Raw genomic sequence first — 16,169 nt, 5'->3', positions numbered from 1 at the left:
CAATTTTCTGTTTAAAAAATCCGATTATTTTTCATTTTTGAAATATATCCAAACAAGGCTTAATAGTGTGAATAATTGAAATTATTTCGAACGAATGGCAGTAATTTGTAATACTTGTGGTCTTCCAGAAGACTTGTGTGCTTGTGGTGAACTTGCCAAAGATAGTACTAAGATAATTATTCGATTAGAAACTAGACGTTTTAAGAAAAAAGGTACTATGATTGAGGGATTAGATCCTAAATTAAATAATTTAGAAACTGTTGCCAAAGAGCTAAAAAACAAATACGCTTGTGGGGGAACTGCAAAAGAGGGATACATCTTCTTACAAGGTGATCATAGAGACACCATAAAAGATACTTTGATAAATTTAGGATTTGCAGAAGATACTATAGAACTTCATTAGAACGAATTGCAAAATTCAAATAAATTACTCCAATCAATTGGAATTCCTTTTGCTGCATTACTCTCAGTTGTATTTGGCTTACTCCTCGTATCTTTTCCAATTGGAATTTTCGTAGTTTTTGAAAGTGATATTGGGGGCGATATCAATTATGAATATCCTTTCACTCATCTGGATCTTTTTGTCGGTACTGATTTCTATCAAGCCCCTATCGATGTTAGCATAGGTGATGTGTTTGTTGTCTTGTGGGTTTTGTATCTTGTTCTTTTTGTAATTGCGATACTTGGACCAAAACATAATTTCTTGAAAACACTCACTCCGATAATCTCCTTTGGTAGATACGATGATAGACTAAACTATATGATTGGCGTAACAAAATGGTTTTCAATCTTAATTTTAATTTCTGCTTTGATTAATTTTGTACAAGAAGGATTTGGAATTGAAATTGTACCTCCTTTAGATGACAATGATCTCATTCAGTTCTTTTATGTCAGCCTTGCTCCTTTAATTGAGGAACTTGGATTTCGCATCCTCCTAGTTGGAATCCCTCTGTTTGCTTTGTATTCTCACAAATCATCATTGCGATATTTTTTTACATGTTTATGGAATCCAAATCTTTTGCATATTTATGATTCAAAAAAAGTAATTATTTTGATAATTTTTGTAGGCATTCTTTTTGGTTTCACCCATGTTGCCTTTGGAGATTCGTGGAGTGAAGGTAAATTTGCGCAAGCTACTGCTAGTGGAATTATTCTTGGTTGGGTCTATCTTAGATATGGATTTGTTGCATCTCTTTTGATTCATTGGGCCACAAATTATTTTGTGTTCTCATATGCAAATTTTATCTCTCAGATAAACATGATTTCTATTAATGATGCTTTTTCTCATTCCCTAATGTCTACTTTGGAATTGCTGCTTTTGATTTCAGGCGCATTTTCACTATGTGTTTTATTTGTAAGTAGATTTTATTCTAAAAAAGAATCTGACTTAGAGATTTAGTGCAACTTTCAAACCTTTGTATCTATTTCTAATTGTCACTTCTGTTACTCCTGCGGCTTCTGCTACGTCTCTCTGTGTTTTGTTTTCGCCGTTTGTCACGCATGCTACATAAAGTGCAGCTGCAGCTAGCCCCATAGGATCTTTGCCTGCTGAAATTTTTTGCTCTTCAGCTGTTTGCAAAATTTTTGTTGCTTTTCTTTTTGTTTTCTCTGATAGTCCTGCTTTACTTGCTATTCTTGAGATACATTTGACTGGATCTACAACTGGCATTTTCAAATTTAATTCTCTTAACAGTAATCGATAACATCTTGCGATATCTTTACGTTTGATATTGCTTGCTTGACCAATATCCTTCAATGTTCTTGGCGTTTCAGTATCTCTACATGCTGCATAAAGTGCAGATGCAATTAAAGCTGAAATTGAACGGCCTCTCACTAGACCTTTTTCTAGTGCTTTTCTGTAAATGTAAGCTGCTTTCTCAATCACTGAATCCCCTACTGCAAGCTTGTCCTTCAGTCTGTCTAATTCACTGAATGCTTGTCTAAAGTTTCTATCCACTGGTTCATGAACTTGACTTCTGCTGTCCCATGTTCTCAGTCTTTCAATTGTACTTTTCATTGCTGCCGTTAGTGGCTTGCCTGTTGCATCTCTGTTTTGTGGATTGATTACAGTTGCAAGTCCCATATCGTGCATTGCAAGTGATGTTGGAACTCCTGCCCTGCTTTTGTTTTCTCCTTCATTTGAAAATGACCTCCATTCAGGACCTGACTCTTCTACTTTGTCGGTAATTACAAATCCACATTTTCCACAAAAATTTTCTCCAGTATTTGCATCTGTAACTAGAGTTCCTTTAGCACATCTGGGACACTTGTCTTTTGGATTGTTTGTTTTAACCATTTTTTTCTCTCAAAACCTTTTATGATGATATTTAAGATTTTCTAATTCATCACTTATAAGTTTGCTGTTATCAGATACATAAATTTGGTTTTGTAATTTTTTAATATTTTATTTTAATTCCAGGATTTTTTTAATTTTTTCTGAAATTTCTGGTTTTTCATTTTGCTCTAACAGGAATTTTAAATCTTCTTTATTATCCACATCCCACATTATTCTCTTTACAAACACCATTGCAACATTGAGTGTGTGTTCTTTTGCAGTATTCATATGAATTTTGTAACTATCTTCATCATAATGGGTTTTCATCAAATCCACTGGCATTCTTGCCAGTGCATTTGTTCCATCAAATCTTCTAGATGGAACTATTATTGCAAAATTTGGATGCATTTTATAATTTAGCATAAAATCAATATCTTGTGTTTTGATAAATGGTATGTCTTGAGGAAACACAATTGATGCATCAAAATTATTCTCTAAAAGATATTTGTCTGCCAATGCAACTGCACTGTTTACGCTTTCTTCATCCTCATCTCTTATTGTAATTGCATTGTATTTTTCTGCTAATGTTATTGCTTTTTCCTCTTTTGTAATCATGACTGTTTTTTCAATTTGAGGTGATATGGATAATGTATGCAAAATTTCTTCTAACATTACTTTGCACAACTCTTCTACTTGTTGAGGAGATAAATCTAAACGTGATTTTGCTTTAGAGAAAGTCTTTACAGGAATTATTGCTGCTATTTTCAAATTATACGTGTACTTGTTTTAAAATGAAATTTGCTAATGCATCTTCTGCCAACTTGTTTTTCATGGTGATTTTTGTTTCAAATACTTTCATGTCCAAACTTTGAATTTTCTTTGTTAGCATTTTGTCTTTAGTGTCTATTATGATGTTTGAACATACATCGGAATACATTTTTGCTAATCCATAAGCATTTGATTCAATTCCTGCAGCTTGCATGTATTTTGCTGCTGGTCCACTAATTGCATCATCTCCAATCAATGGACTAATTGCTACCACTTTTTTCTTTATTTTTGATAATTCTTTTCTAATTCCTTTTATCTGTAGCATTGGACCTATTGATGTTAGTGGATTTCCTGGTGCTAAAATCACCATGTCTGCATCATGAATTGCGTTTACTGCTTCTGGATTTGGACGAGCTTTGTCTGCTCCAATATATTGAATTCCTTCTACTGGATCTTTTCCTCTATGCTTGACCCAATATTCTTGTAAATGTAATTCGCCCTTGTCTGTTGTAATTCTTGTTTCAATGCTGTTATCTGTTACTGGAATGATGTTTGCACTTACTGCAAATTTTTCACACATCCACTTTGTAATGTCACTTAGATTTTTTCCATTTTTCAACATGTTTGTTCTAATCAAATGTGTTGCAGCATCTCTATCTCCGACTCTGAACCAAGTCTCTTCACCAAAAACTTCCATTTGACGTAAAAAGTTGAATGTGTCTTTCTTCATTCCCCATCCTCTTTCCTGATCAAGTAAATCTGCCAATCCATATACGATGGTATCAATGTCTGGGCAAACATACAGTCCGTATAACCAATAATTGTCTCCCACATTGCTGATGACATTAACTTTGGATTCTTGGGCAACTAATCCTCTTACTAGTTTGACCGATCCTGTCCCTCCTGCTAAAACTGTAATCATATCATATTTCCTCTAAAACTATTATCTGGTGTTTGTCACTCAATATTACTTTTTCAAAAACTGCCGATCTGGCTAATTGGGATAAGTTTATTACTGTATTTTCATGAATTTTACTCGTGTCTCGGGCTGTAATTATGTCTGTTTTGCTTGCAACTTTGATTGTTGTTGGTACTAGTACTCCTGCTTGGGCTGCACAATTAGATGCTAGAATTAATCCTAATACTGAAACATCTCCTTTCAAGATGACTTATCTAAAAACGGTCTTTATTGAATATCCTAATGGAGGAAATCTTTTTGAGGAATTACAAGGAAAGGAATGGACTGTATCTGGATCTGCTGATCTTTCAAATCCTGGAGTACAAGATCTGTTACATGAACTAAATCGTGGAATTGCCAATGATGGAAGCCAGGCACAAATTGATGATTTGAGTGTGTCCTATGATTTTCATCTTAAAGCTAGAAACATCAATACCTCTATTGACTATCGTGTAATTTTAGAAGGAACTTTAACTGATTATGTAATTACAAAAGATTCTCAAAGAACCCTTATCGATTTAGGATGGAGAGGATTAACAACTGATAAAGAAATCACAATCGATGGTGTTGAAATCAATATTCCAATTAACATTCTAAGAGATAATGAACCTGAGGTTTATACCTATTTTGCAGGAACTGAGGCAGAAAGTGTTTTAGGCAAACATCTCATTGATGCCGATTTTATTTTAGCACAACCATTGACTAATTGGCACTTTTTGTTTGATCCAACTGGAATCAACGTAGATGCTGGAACCTTTGGCCTAAGTGAAGAAATTGCAGGATATGTTGTTTCATCTTGGACTATGGGTGAAAGTAGTCTTAGGGAAGGAAGACAAGTTGAAAGAGTTTTTGAAGCTGAAATAATGTCTGATGAAAGATATGTTGTTAGAAGTGTCCAGTCTGCTGATCAAGGAAACTTGGCTGCAATTGGATTTGGTGCTTTAGATATTTTAGATGATGTTGAAATTGCTGGTGTAACTCCAACTCCTCCTGAGGATTATATGACCACCTCGACAGGTGATTTCCCTGTAATGATAGTTTATGGAATGGCAGGTTTGGCTGCTGTTGCAGGCATTGCATTTTTCTTTGTTAGTAGTAGATCACTCAAAAATGAGCAACAAGGACAACAAGGAATTGATCCTAGCAGATTAGTTGGATATCAAACTAGTGCTTCTTCTGGCGGTTATCAAACCAACAGAGGTGAGGCCCAGCTTAGAGATGATGCTGATTACCAAAAAACACGTAGTGTATATGAGAATACTGCTCCTCAGGAAACAACTACTCCTCCACCAACTATGGCTAATCGTGAAGAGGCTGCATGCGGCTGTGCTGCTTCAGCAGAAATGGGCTCTGAATGTGATTGCGCAATGCACGGCTCCTGTCTTTGTGATGCATCCTGTGGTTGTTCTGCAGATATTTGTAAAGAACAAGTTCAATCAATGAGTTAAGCAAGTCTTTAATTTTTATTTTCTAAAAATTTTCATTTAATTGTTTAATTTATGAATTGTTCTGATATGTCTATCTAAATGGCCTTTGCCTGCAAGATGCTTTTTACAATGGGGGCATTGAATTCTTTTCACCATTTCTTATATTCATAATAATTATGAATTTCATATATGAATCAATATCCAAATTTAAAAAATATGTGTGCTGGGAGTAACCCTCCTTCTGTTTTCACGATATTTCGCTTTGCAGCCTACCTGAACCTAGTACAGGAACTTTAAGTTCTGTTTGGCTTTGCTCCATGTGGGTCGTCTTTTTCATTCCTTTTATGGAAACCTCAGGTTTTGCCATCACAGTGCGCCATATTGGATTTTTTTCTGCTCCGTTGCCAACCATCTCTGGTTATCTATCTCCAGATCACATTTCCTGTTTGGAGGGAGGAGTTTCCTCTGCCGTAGCAGCGTGTCGTGCTCCAGCTCACATGGTTACACTGTCTTTTTATTGAATTTGAATATTACTTTGCGGGTTTTGTGCCTGTTATGAACAAAGTCCCGTATTCTCTCTTCCATTTTTTCTTATTTTCCAAATCTTTGACGTGTTTTGTTTTTACTGCAAATCCTGCGTTTTGAAAAAGTACTTTCCATTCTTTTTTTGAATGAAGGTGCATCTGAATTTTCATGATCTTTGACCATTTTGCTGTTGCTTTGTTATCTGTGTAAAAATCAGTACCGCAGAAAAATTTCCCTCCTGGCTTTAATAATTTGTATATTTTTCCTAGTGCAATTTCAATAGAATCTGCATAGTACAATGATTCCATAGAAAAAATAAAATCAAACTTTCCATTGTATTTTATTGACTCGATGTCTGTGTGAAAAAATTCTTCTTTTTTACTGTCTATCTTTTTCTTAGCTTGAATGATCATTTTTTTGCTTTTATCAATTCCAACTGCTTTCTTGCATTTTTTTTCTTTTGCAATTTTTCTTACTATCCAACCATTACCACATCCTACATCTAAAAATGTAAATGGACTATCAAATGATACTGTTTTTAAAAACTTTAAAACATTTTTTCCATGCTCTACTTCCATTAATTCTGCTCTTCCGTTTTGGGCCCATTCGTCAAAAGTTTTTCTAACTCTATCCATGTTTCAACATCTTCTTGTTTCCCTTATAATCTTCGTCTTACTGATCATTGATATGAACAATTTCTTCGTGTTTCTTATATTCAATTTTGAATTATTTTTTTTGAAGAGAATTGCCTGATGAATCATGCCGAAACTGTGGTGGAAAATTATCTGAGAACACAAGATGTTCAGGATGTTTCAAACCTGTTAGTATGATTTGTAATGATTGCATGAGGTGCACTTCAGAGCAATTTCATTCATTTTGTATGTCTTACCAGACCAACCAAACCAACACTGTGCCAACAATTGAGCCTGGCAACTGCTGTCAAGTAGTTGCCATGGCTTGATTTAAGAAATTGAAGAATACCTCGTATCATGGATGCCCAAGTTTTAAGTAGTATGAGTATAGATTTGGATCCTTGTGAGCCGAATTCCTGTGGTTTTGAGCCTATTTGTAATGCTTTTCATGCCTGTATATGCATCAGCACAAACTCCTGATAGAATAACCCTTTTAGAAAATTTTGGTAATTATGATTATGGTGAGCCATTATTTGTTTATGGACAAATTGCAAATGTTTTGGATGATTCTTTTTTGATAATGCAGATATTCAATCCTCAAGGCGACTTGTGTCAAATACAACAATTAATGCCATTGTCAAACGGCGCTTTTGTTACAGATGTAATTCCATTAAAGGGTAGGATTTGTGGAATTCAAGGCGAATATGAAATAAAATTATTTTATGGTGACTATTCAACCTCTACAACATTTAGTGTTTCATCAAACACTTTTTCTGAATCAACAAATGATCAAATGATTTCTTCTGCTAAAAGTTTATTGTCTTCACATGGGGATGTCATTGCAAATTTTTTTGATATCTCCTCTCCTGTATCTGATCAAACATCTGATAATTTATCTGAATTAGAATCTGAATACGTTGCTTTATGGGCTGAATTCTTTGTAGATGACTTGATACTTGAAATCAATCCTTTGATCAGACCTGCAATATCCTCATCATTAGATTCAGTACAGCAATTGTTGGATAAAGATGAAGTTTCATTTGAAATTGCAAAATCTATCGATGAACTCATTTTTTCGTCTATATTTTACTATGAAATTGGTGATAAAACAAAAGCTATTGATTTGCTCACTGATGCATTTGTTGGTATTAGAAATGTAAACCCTGAAAAAGTATCTGTTCAAAGAGCTCCCACTTTTGATGAATTAGAAGAAACCTTGTTGAATCTTATGAAAAAATCTGACACCGTAATGAGCAAATCTGTAAAAAACGAGGTGGGTTTTATTTTTGCAAGAGGAACTGCACCTGTATATGCTGATGAAATTGGCAGTTTGATTGATCTTCTTTCCAAATCCAGATACTTGGATGTGGTTTCTAGAAAACAAAGTGATCTTTATCGACTAGTCCAAAACGATTGGGCTTCTTTGAAACCTTCTTTAATGGCCAAAGAGTCAATTGATGAATTAATTACATCTTCTGTTAGAATCACCGAACTGCATCAGGCAGCCCTTTTGCTTCGAGAATTAGATAACGTTGATAGATTCATTTTACTTGATTCTGAAGAAAATAGTGATCTTGCAAATCTGATTCAGCCTGAATGGGATAAACTGGAGAGTAATATGGCATTGGCATCATCTGTTCAAGATATTTTGGAATCTGAATCTGAAATTCACCAAATGGCCCAAGTCATAGATATCTCATCTCGAATTAGCAAAAGTGTGGAAATTTCTCAAACCGCAGGCACTAATTCTGAAATAACGTCTAATTGGAAATTGCTTTTAGAACGTGTTGAAAGTGCAGATACACTAGATGATGTTCTGGAAATTGTTTCTGAATTTGATGCATCTATGGCAGAACTTCGTGAGAAAAGAAGTCCTTTAGCTGTATTGGAATTTCAATATAAAACAATGAAAGAAAAAGCTGAGTTGCAAGCTGATTATGAAAATTTATTTTTAATTGACAATGCTCTGAAAATTTTACACACAGCTAAACAAATGGAGTCTGGCAATCCCTCTATCACTAGAATAGACAGAATTGAAGTTTTGTTAAGTTGGACAAGTGACATGTCTTCTAAAATACAATCTGATTTGGACTCTTACAACAAGGATGCATACAAAATCCGTGCAAGTGACATTCTCCAGCGAGCAAAATCTTTAGAAAATTTGGTAGAATTAAGTTTGACAAAAAATCGTTTCTTGCCAAACTATGTAGAATTTACTGAAACCTTTAATGAAAAAATCGACAACGTACGAGATCTTGTAATTAAAAATGATCTTGATCAAGCTGATGATCTAGTTCGTGATTTGTTTGATGAATGGAGTGCTGTTTCAAAAGCATACACCGATGATCCATATGGCTCTGATGTCGGTTACACTTCTGATGAAATCAAGCGTATTGAATTCCGTAAAAAATTAGACACTTTTTCAAACATGGTATCCACTTTCTACAATACGGGATTTTCAGAACATGCTGATCAATATAATCAAATGATGATGGAAGCTGATAAAATGATTGAGTTGGCAAATTTTGTTGATGTTGAATCAAAGATATCTGAAATCGGTAATTATCTTAGTGAACATTTGGTGCTTAACAGCGATAGTATAATTTATGATATTTCTTTTGATTCTGAAAAAGATATTTGGATAATTAATGGAGCAACTGAAAAGTCTATTTTTGATAGACGAGAAAATCTCTATGTAACTGTGTATAGTATGGATGGGACTGTACATAGCAGTATGGAATTTACTGATACTAAACAAGGCAACTTTTTCACACAGTGGATAGCTCCTGCCGACCCTGGTCTATATGTTGTAATGCTTCAATACCGGGATTCTATGGCTTCACAAATTGTACATGTTGAGGAAGAGTTTGATTATGAATACAATAGTGCTGATTTGAGCATGGTTGACCTTGCCCGTGAATTTGAAGAATTAAAGTCATTTGCAGAAGAATTTGGAGGTGATAGTTTTACTGAAAATCCTCGTTTTGCATCTGTAATTAATGAAATTGAATTTGCCTTCAAAGACAAAGATGCTGAAAATGTAGATGATAATCTTGATGAGTTAAAAACCATAATTGAACGCTATCTTCCTATGCGCTCTCGTGTTGCCGTGGTTGAAGCGATATACGATGATGATAAATTGATTGTATCAGGAGCTGTCCAGAAAACTCTTGCTTTTAGGGAGGATCTTTTTGTCGATGTTTATGATCAAAAAGGTACCCTGATTGAAGAGATTGCATTAAAAGACAATTCTTCAGGATTGTTTACCGAAGTTTTGTCTCGTCCATTTGAATCTGGACTTTATGTTACTCAACTGCAATATCATGATGTGATTGTAACTGATTTCTTTAATGTGCGATAGTTATTTTTTCCCTTTTACCAAATTGAATAGTTGTCTTACTGCTAGTTTCGGATGGCTGGTTGCAAGTTTTATCATGTTGGATAATCCGAAATCTGCTTTAATAAAATCTAGAAACTCTTCAGGTTTTAATTCACTGATGATGTCTAATTCTTTGTCCCAATCCTCATCAGTTAGCCCAATCCATCTGTCTTGCACTTTTCCTGCAGATTTTATTTTTGATTCGATTGCTTTTTTCCAATTCTCTTCATATTCTGATAATTTTTTTTCTGATGTGTCATTTGCTTTGATGGCTTTTGCTGCAACTTCTCCTGCTATTCTTCCAAATTTTATAGCATAACGAATTCCTTCCAATACTAATGGGTTTGCCTGTCCTGCTGAATCTCCGACCAAAATTAAATTATCATAAACTGTTTTTCTTGAAAGCCCATCATTTGGAATTAATCCGTAGTGAAATTCTATTGGTTCAATTTTGCCCAAATCTGCAATTGGACCTTCTTTATTTTTGATCAATTCTTTCAGTCTGGCTATTGGGTCTATGGGGGAATCTGGTTTTCCAATACCTACACCAATTCTCGCAATGTTGTCTCCTAATGGAAAAATCCATGCATATCCTGCAGGTGAGTATTTTTGTCCCACCATTAACCACCATGTGTCTGCTTGAACATGCTCTACCTTTGCTTCGTATTCTGCACCTGCACCAAATCTTTCCCACTGTTCTACAAACCCCATTGATCTTGCAACTGTTGATTGAAAACCACTGGCATCAATGATCACTTTGCCGTAAAATTTAATTTCTTTTTCATGGCATGTTGCCTTCACTCCAATTATTTTTCCTGATTCATTTTTTATTGCATCTTTTACAAAAGTATCTACAAAGGTTTCAGTACCTTCAGATTCTGCTTGTGATGCTAACCATCTGTATGTCTTTCTTACATCTAGTACTGCGGAGTGAGCAACTGTATCTCTAATGCTGACTTTATTGTTTGGTGAATAAAATACAAAATTCTTTACTGGATTGTAACAGTCATCTGGAATTCCAAATTCTTTGATATTTTTAATCCATGTAACTCCGCTGGTCCTAACTGATTCTGCAATTGATTCTTCTTTTTCAATCATTGCTACTTTCAATCCTTTCTTTGACGCTGCAAATGCTGCTGAAGATCCTGCCGGGCCTCCTCCCACAACTACTAGATCATAATGATATTCTTCAGACAATTGTTCTCAGTCATAATGACCTAGGATATAATTTTGAGCTAGTTTTGACTATTTTTTTAGTACTGGGGTTCCTGTTGAATCGTTTTCTCTTTCTGAATCAAAAGTTTCCATATGTGCTGGGTCTCTATGCATGTAACTGTGTGTTGCTCCTTCTGTCTTTCTACAGAATTTTTCATGAATTGTTTCTTGTACTTTTAACGTGGTTTCGTTTTCATGAAATAGACGTTTTCCACAGTCCGGACACATAAATTCAGGCATAAATTCCGTCAACATTAAATCTATTTAGATGTTTCATGTATTTTGGGAATATTTTGCTCTCAACCCAAGCTTTAGATGTTTATCAATATCTGTAAAATCATGGATGACTCTGAACTTGGATCTTTTTTGATGTGGTCTGCAATAACTGGAATAATTATACTTGTTACTGGGTTTAGCTACTACATGTATTCAAAAAAGAACAAGACTCGTCAATCTTGATTTTTAATGCGTTTAGTTATTGAACAATTATTTTTGTTTGATTTGTAAGATTATCCTTCTGAGGCTGTTTTTCCGCCATCTACATTCAAAATGGTTCCTGTAACCCAATTTGCTTCATCCGATGCCAAGTACAATGCTGCATTTGCAACGTCTTCTGGCTCTCCAACTCTTGCAAGTGGTAATCTTTCTTCTAATACTTTCCTTGCTTGTGGATCATCCAAATATGGTTTGATCATTCCTGAATTAATAATTCCTGGGTTTACGCAGTTACATCTGATGTTCCTTCTAGCATATTCTACTGCAATGGATTTTGTAAACATCGAAATTGCAGCTTTGGTGGATGAATATACTGCCAAATGAACTCTTGGAATTGCTCTTTCACTTGAAATTGAACCGATATTGACAATTGCGCCGCTTTTTACATCTGACATTTTTGAAAGCACTGCTTTTGTCATATGAAAAACACCTAACAAATTCACGTCAATCAATTTCTTAATTTCTGAATCTTTCATCTCGTGAAAATGCACTGGATCATTGATCGCCCCTGCATTGTTTACCAAAATATCTATTTTCCCATAAGTGTCCATTATCTGATTTACTGCTTGCAAAACTTGGGATTCGTCAGTCAAATCACATGATATTGACACAGTTGAATTTTCGTTACCTATCTCTTTTCTAGTTGCTTCTAATTGTTCTAAATTTCTGGCAATAAGAATAACTTTTGCTCCTTCTTCTGAAAATCTCTTTGCAATTCCTTTTCCTATGTCACTTGATGCGCCTGTAACGATAGCCACTTTTTCCTTTAATCTCATAATTTTCTAATATTCTTCTAACTTATAGAATTTTTCTTAAATACTATTCGTGATTTTTATTTGTTTTATTCATTGGTTTTTTTGATATATTCTATGATTCCTGTATAGTCTATTTCTCCAAAGCCTTCTTCGATTGCCTTTTCATAGACTTCTTCTGCTTTGGTGATCATTGGCAGATTAATTCCTAAGGATTTGGCGGTGTTTGTCATCGTACTGATGTCTTTTTTTAGATTAGATAATGTGAATGTGGTATCATATTTTCCATCTATCATTTTGTATGCCTTTTTTTCACTCATTCCTGTTTTGAAATATGTTGAATTCAAAATCTCCAGAAATATTTTTGGATCTACTCCTGATTTTTTCATCAATGTGATCCCTTCAGATAATGCCAGTGCAAGCATGGTGATTTGAAGATTCATGGCTAATTTGACAGAATGGGCAATTCCACTCTCTCCTAGAAAAAATACTTTGTTTGCAATTGAATTGAAAACTTTTTCACATTTTTCAAAACTCTCTTTGTCTCCTGATGCCATCATAACCAAATCTCCTGTTATTGCAATGTTTGGACCTCCCATTACTGGTATGTCTAATTTTTCAATGTTAAATTCATGAAATTTATGTGAAATTTCTTTTGATTCTAAAGGATCTATTGTGCTCATGTCTGCTACAATGAGTTTTTCATGATTGCCTTCGATGATTCCATTTTTTTCAAATGATACTTGTTTTACTGCATTTGCATCTTTTACTATGATTATAACTATCTCTGAATTTTCTGCAACTTCTTTTGGCGATTCTACGATGGTTGCTCCTTTTTCTTTTAATTCCCTTGTTTTTTCTTTAGTTCTGTTATAAGCTGTAATTTTAAAACCCACGTCTATCAAATGTATTGCTACTGCATTTCCCAACATTCCTAATCCTATAATTCCTATTTTTTGCAAATGTATTTCTCCGTTAATGTTGTGCTAATGACGTTCTTCATTTTGAATCTCCCAGTGTTTATTTCCAAATCTAGGTGCCACAAATTCTAACTGTCCTATTGTTTTGTCTCCTTTTTTCACTTTTGCAAAATCAAATTTCTTCATTTTGAGAATTTTCTCTTTGGGTTTGTAACCTCCTTCAATTACTTTCACTTTGAATCTCTTACTTGCTTTAATTATCATCTTTCTTGCACTTTGAACATCCCCGATCCATGAAAACATTTCAAAATCTCCAAAATTTTTAGTAGATACATTATATCCGTATAATCTTGCTTCAAATTTCATTGAGTGTGATTTAGCCTGTTCATTTAACCATGAAACAACCTCTTCCCCATGGCCTTTTTCAATTCCAAATGTTTCTGAATCCCCCATTAATTTATCTGACAAAATTAATCCATAATAATCATTTTCAAATTGATGTTAGACTAAAATATTGTTCTAGTTGTAACACTATATGCTAACAATTGATTGCAGAGATGTCATATCAATTAAGAATGATTTACTTGTTTATGTTGCAGATCAAGTTGCTGCAATTCCAACTTTAAAAAACCATCAATTTACCTTGTCATCATTTGACGATGATGAAATTATTGACACATCTGAAGTAATTTCTGCTATAAAAGAATTTTTAGATTCTATAGATGAGGGACGTAACTTTGCAGTCATTTCTAACAATGATGTAATTAACATCACCTCTATTTCTGGAAAAGTAATTGAGAGGATTGTTTCTGAATCAGAACATGAGATGTTTTCCTGCACCCATTGCGGTTTTGTTACTCAATACCAAGTTGAATTAGACACTCATATGAAAATTCACTATATCTAATTTTTTTTTAAATTTTCAAGCAACCAGTTTCTTTTGACTATGGGCATTTCAGATGACATTGAGAATTCATATTGAGGAAATCGATTTTGGTATTCTGAGATAAAATTATTTGCGACTTTGAATGTCTTGAAACTTGTTCTCACTCCGTCTATGTTCACTTGATTTCCTAAAATATCATAAATGATTATTTTGTATTGGGTTGGTTTTACAAAACATTTTGTACAATACCACAATATTCCTAATGTTACAATAAAAAACCCTGTCACGCATTTGTCCAATATTTTTCTCATATGTTGATTTTCAACAGGATCTTTATAAGCACTGATTACCCGAAATGTTTGTGGGAAAATCATCTAAAAATAATGTCACAAAGGTATATTGTGAAAAATGTGATCTAGTTTTTGAATCTCGTGAAAAGTTTGAAAATCATCTTGATAGTCATTCTTCAAGTATCCCATGTGATGTTTGTCCTATAGATACTATCATTGCAAAATTCGTGAATTTGTTTAAGAGAAAATCTTCACGTAATTTGGAATAAGTTTTTTTAACCTATTTTGTCTGATTTGGAATATGAATAAAAAAGGTGTAGTGATAGGTGTTATTGTTATTGGAATCATTATTGGTATAGTTTCTTCTCTTTCTACCTCTGATGAAACTGTTAATTTGGATATGAGTAGGACTCATGGAACAATCTCTACTGCTATGGGGTCACCCATTTTAGGAGATCCTTCTGCTCCAATCACTATTGTTGAATTTGGGGATTATCAATGTCATCAATGTTATAATTGGTTTCATAACACCAAACCCACAATATTTCAAAATTATATTGAAACTGGAAAGGCAAATTTGGTTTTTGTAGATTTGGCTTTTTTAGGTCGTGATTCTCAAAAAGCCTCACAGGCATCGTACTGTGCAGAAGATCAAGGGATGTATTGGGAGTATCATGACACTTTGTACAATTTTCAAGAACCTCAAATTGATGGAGGATGGGCAAATTCTGAGAGATTAAAGGCATTTGCAAGTAACTTGGGATTGGATATGGATTTGTTTGAAAGTTGCCTTGATTCTGGGAAATACACAAAACGTGTTCAGTATAATATTCAGCAGGCAAGAGATCATGGTGTTAGAGGAACTCCAGGATTCTTTATTGTTGGGCCTGATGGACAACAACAACTTGGTGGGGCACAACCCTATTCAGTATTCAAACAGATTTTGGATACTATGATCTGATGACATCGCCAATCATTTTGATATTTTCTGACCCGAAATATCTTGTTCTTTCATTGGCGATTTTCTCATCCATGTTGATTGGTTTGTTGATTTTATCTGAATATGTTTTCATAGAACCTTATGTTGTAGGTCATATTCCATCTGGAACTGAATTAGGGTTTGCACTTATTGTGGTGATAACTACATTGTCTGCATTAGTCCTTCCTATGAATATATTTAGAATAAATTTTCTTAAAAAATCAAAACAGAAGATGGGTGGAGGATTACTTGGGTCTGTTGTTGGTGCAATTGCAGGAGCATGCAGTTGTGGTCCGATCGGATTTGCTGTCATTTCTACATTCGGTTCAGTTGGGGCCACTGCCACAGCTTTTTTGACTAGCTATGAAATTCCAATCAGAATTATCGCAATTGGAATTTTGGCAATCACTTATTTTACAACTGTGAAATCCCTGAAAATCGAATGTAATTTAAAATCTAACTCGTAATGGATTAGAAATTACCTGTTGGACAAACTTTTACAACCTTGGAATGTATGTTATAGTATTCTTAACTTTTATTGTGACCTTTATCTATATTCCAATAAGGCCTGGTAGAAGGGATCCCGAGGCTGATGAAATAGACGATGCCGAAGACTGACTAGGATATTTTCAATTTCTTTTTGATGGGGTTTGATGTGAGTAAAGTCG

The 16,169-nt window shown here is 34.3% G+C and carries 18 protein-coding genes and 1 other RNA gene; 8 read left to right on the top strand and 11 right to left on the bottom strand.

Annotation, left to right across the window (positions count from 1 at the left end; genetic code table 11):
- Positions 1 to 94: 94 nt before the first annotated feature.
- Together yciH and ACW9XA_RS00400 are read left to right on the top strand one after the other, a co-directional pair.
- A complete protein-coding gene (yciH, locus tag ACW9XA_RS00405) occupies positions 95 to 403 on the top strand; it encodes a stress response translation initiation inhibitor YciH (RefSeq protein WP_014964819.1) in 309 nt (102 codons plus the stop codon).
- 6 nt (positions 404 to 409) lie between these two features.
- Positions 410 to 1,399, top strand: coding sequence for a CPBP family intramembrane glutamic endopeptidase (locus ACW9XA_RS00400; RefSeq protein ID WP_457762486.1), 990 nt, complete (start codon positions 410 to 412; stop codon positions 1,397 to 1,399).
- Here the strand turns inward: ACW9XA_RS00400 and ACW9XA_RS00395 are convergent.
- The 3 genes from ACW9XA_RS00395 to cofD form a co-directional block, all read right to left on the bottom strand.
- Positions 1,388 to 2,296, bottom strand: a complete 909-nt coding sequence (locus ACW9XA_RS00395; protein WP_457762485.1) for a transcription initiation factor IIB — start codon at positions 2,294 to 2,296, stop codon at positions 1,388 to 1,390. The genes ACW9XA_RS00400 and ACW9XA_RS00395 overlap by 12 nt on opposite strands.
- A gap of 108 nt (positions 2,297 to 2,404) precedes the next feature.
- Positions 2,405 to 3,043 (bottom strand): 2-phospho-L-lactate guanylyltransferase, encoded by a 639-nt coding sequence (cofC, locus tag ACW9XA_RS00390; protein WP_457762484.1) that lies wholly within the window; start codon positions 3,041 to 3,043, stop codon positions 2,405 to 2,407.
- 1 nt (position 3,044) lies between these two features.
- Positions 3,045 to 3,965, bottom strand: coding sequence for a 2-phospho-L-lactate transferase (cofD, locus tag ACW9XA_RS00385; RefSeq protein ID WP_300324382.1), 921 nt, complete (start codon positions 3,963 to 3,965; stop codon positions 3,045 to 3,047).
- A gap of 116 nt (positions 3,966 to 4,081) precedes the next feature.
- Here cofD and ACW9XA_RS00380 point away from each other — a divergent pair, with 116 nt between their 5' ends.
- Positions 4,082 to 5,449 (top strand): hypothetical protein, encoded by a 1,368-nt coding sequence (locus ACW9XA_RS00380; RefSeq protein ID WP_457762483.1) that lies wholly within the window; start codon positions 4,082 to 4,084, stop codon positions 5,447 to 5,449.
- Positions 5,450 to 5,646: 197 nt separating this feature from the next.
- On the opposite strand, the gene rnpB is transcribed toward ACW9XA_RS00380, so the two are convergent.
- Both rnpB and ACW9XA_RS00370 read right to left on the bottom strand, forming a co-directional pair.
- An RNA gene (gene rnpB, locus ACW9XA_RS00375) (RNase P RNA component) lies at positions 5,647 to 5,925 on the bottom strand.
- Positions 5,926 to 5,958: 33 nt separating this feature from the next.
- Positions 5,959 to 6,588: a class I SAM-dependent methyltransferase gene (locus ACW9XA_RS00370; protein ID WP_457762482.1), complete on the bottom strand. Its 630-nt coding sequence runs from the start codon at positions 6,586 to 6,588 to the stop codon at positions 5,959 to 5,961.
- 400 nt (positions 6,589 to 6,988) lie between these two features.
- Between ACW9XA_RS00370 and ACW9XA_RS00365 the strand changes: the two genes are divergently transcribed.
- Positions 6,989 to 9,946 (top strand): hypothetical protein, encoded by a 2,958-nt coding sequence (locus tag ACW9XA_RS00365; protein WP_457762481.1) that lies wholly within the window; start codon positions 6,989 to 6,991, stop codon positions 9,944 to 9,946.
- On the opposite strand, the gene ACW9XA_RS00360 is transcribed toward ACW9XA_RS00365, so the two are convergent.
- From ACW9XA_RS00360 to ACW9XA_RS00340, 5 genes are all read right to left on the bottom strand, one after another.
- Positions 9,947 to 11,161 carry a geranylgeranyl reductase family protein gene (locus ACW9XA_RS00360; RefSeq protein ID WP_457762480.1) on the bottom strand — a complete coding sequence of 405 codons (1,215 nt, stop codon included), beginning with the start codon at positions 11,159 to 11,161 and terminating at the stop codon, positions 9,947 to 9,949. It abuts the gene before it with no gap.
- Between the two features lie 48 nt (positions 11,162 to 11,209).
- The gene (locus ACW9XA_RS00355; protein WP_300324397.1) at positions 11,210 to 11,419 is read right to left on the bottom strand and encodes a hypothetical protein; all 210 of its coding nucleotides are present in this window, start codon (positions 11,417 to 11,419) and stop codon (positions 11,210 to 11,212) included.
- Between the two features lie 269 nt (positions 11,420 to 11,688).
- Positions 11,689 to 12,450, bottom strand: coding sequence for an SDR family NAD(P)-dependent oxidoreductase (locus tag ACW9XA_RS00350; RefSeq protein ID WP_457762479.1), 762 nt, complete (start codon positions 12,448 to 12,450; stop codon positions 11,689 to 11,691).
- Positions 12,451 to 12,515: 65 nt separating this feature from the next.
- Positions 12,516 to 13,388 carry an NAD(P)-dependent oxidoreductase gene (locus tag ACW9XA_RS00345; protein ID WP_457762478.1) on the bottom strand — a complete coding sequence of 291 codons (873 nt, stop codon included), beginning with the start codon at positions 13,386 to 13,388 and terminating at the stop codon, positions 12,516 to 12,518.
- Positions 13,389 to 13,412: 24 nt separating this feature from the next.
- The gene (locus ACW9XA_RS00340) at positions 13,413 to 13,799 is read right to left on the bottom strand and encodes a hypothetical protein (RefSeq protein WP_457762477.1); all 387 of its coding nucleotides are present in this window, start codon (positions 13,797 to 13,799) and stop codon (positions 13,413 to 13,415) included.
- An 82-nt stretch (positions 13,800 to 13,881) separates the two neighbouring features.
- Here ACW9XA_RS00340 and ACW9XA_RS00335 point away from each other — a divergent pair, with 82 nt between their 5' ends.
- On the top strand, positions 13,882 to 14,253 hold the full coding sequence (locus tag ACW9XA_RS00335) for a C2H2-type zinc finger protein (protein ID WP_457762476.1): 372 nt from the start codon (positions 13,882 to 13,884) through the stop codon (positions 14,251 to 14,253).
- Here the strand turns inward: ACW9XA_RS00335 and ACW9XA_RS00330 are convergent.
- Positions 14,250 to 14,543, bottom strand: coding sequence for a hypothetical protein (locus ACW9XA_RS00330; protein ID WP_457762475.1), 294 nt, complete (start codon positions 14,541 to 14,543; stop codon positions 14,250 to 14,252). The genes ACW9XA_RS00335 and ACW9XA_RS00330 overlap by 4 nt on opposite strands.
- Positions 14,544 to 14,593: 50 nt before the next feature.
- Here ACW9XA_RS00330 and ACW9XA_RS00325 point away from each other — a divergent pair, with 50 nt between their 5' ends.
- From ACW9XA_RS00325 to ACW9XA_RS00315, 3 genes are read left to right on the top strand one after another with little or no spacing between them, the layout of a single operon-like run.
- Complete coding sequence (locus ACW9XA_RS00325) at positions 14,594 to 14,791, top strand: hypothetical protein (RefSeq protein ID WP_457762474.1); 198 nt, start codon at positions 14,594 to 14,596, stop codon at positions 14,789 to 14,791.
- A 32-nt stretch (positions 14,792 to 14,823) separates the two neighbouring features.
- On the top strand, positions 14,824 to 15,483 hold the full coding sequence (locus tag ACW9XA_RS00320; RefSeq protein WP_457762473.1) for a DsbA family protein: 660 nt from the start codon (positions 14,824 to 14,826) through the stop codon (positions 15,481 to 15,483).
- The gene (locus tag ACW9XA_RS00315) at positions 15,483 to 15,968 is read left to right on the top strand and encodes a hypothetical protein (protein ID WP_457762472.1); all 486 of its coding nucleotides are present in this window, start codon (positions 15,483 to 15,485) and stop codon (positions 15,966 to 15,968) included. The genes ACW9XA_RS00320 and ACW9XA_RS00315 overlap by 1 nt, the downstream gene beginning before the upstream one ends.
- Positions 15,969 to 16,169 lie beyond the last annotated feature (201 nt).

It is taken from the genome of Candidatus Nitrosopumilus sp. bin_6a (assembly GCF_054095695.1).
The sequence above is the reverse complement of the archived record's forward strand: the minus strand, read 5'-3'. Positions and strand labels throughout refer to the sequence as shown.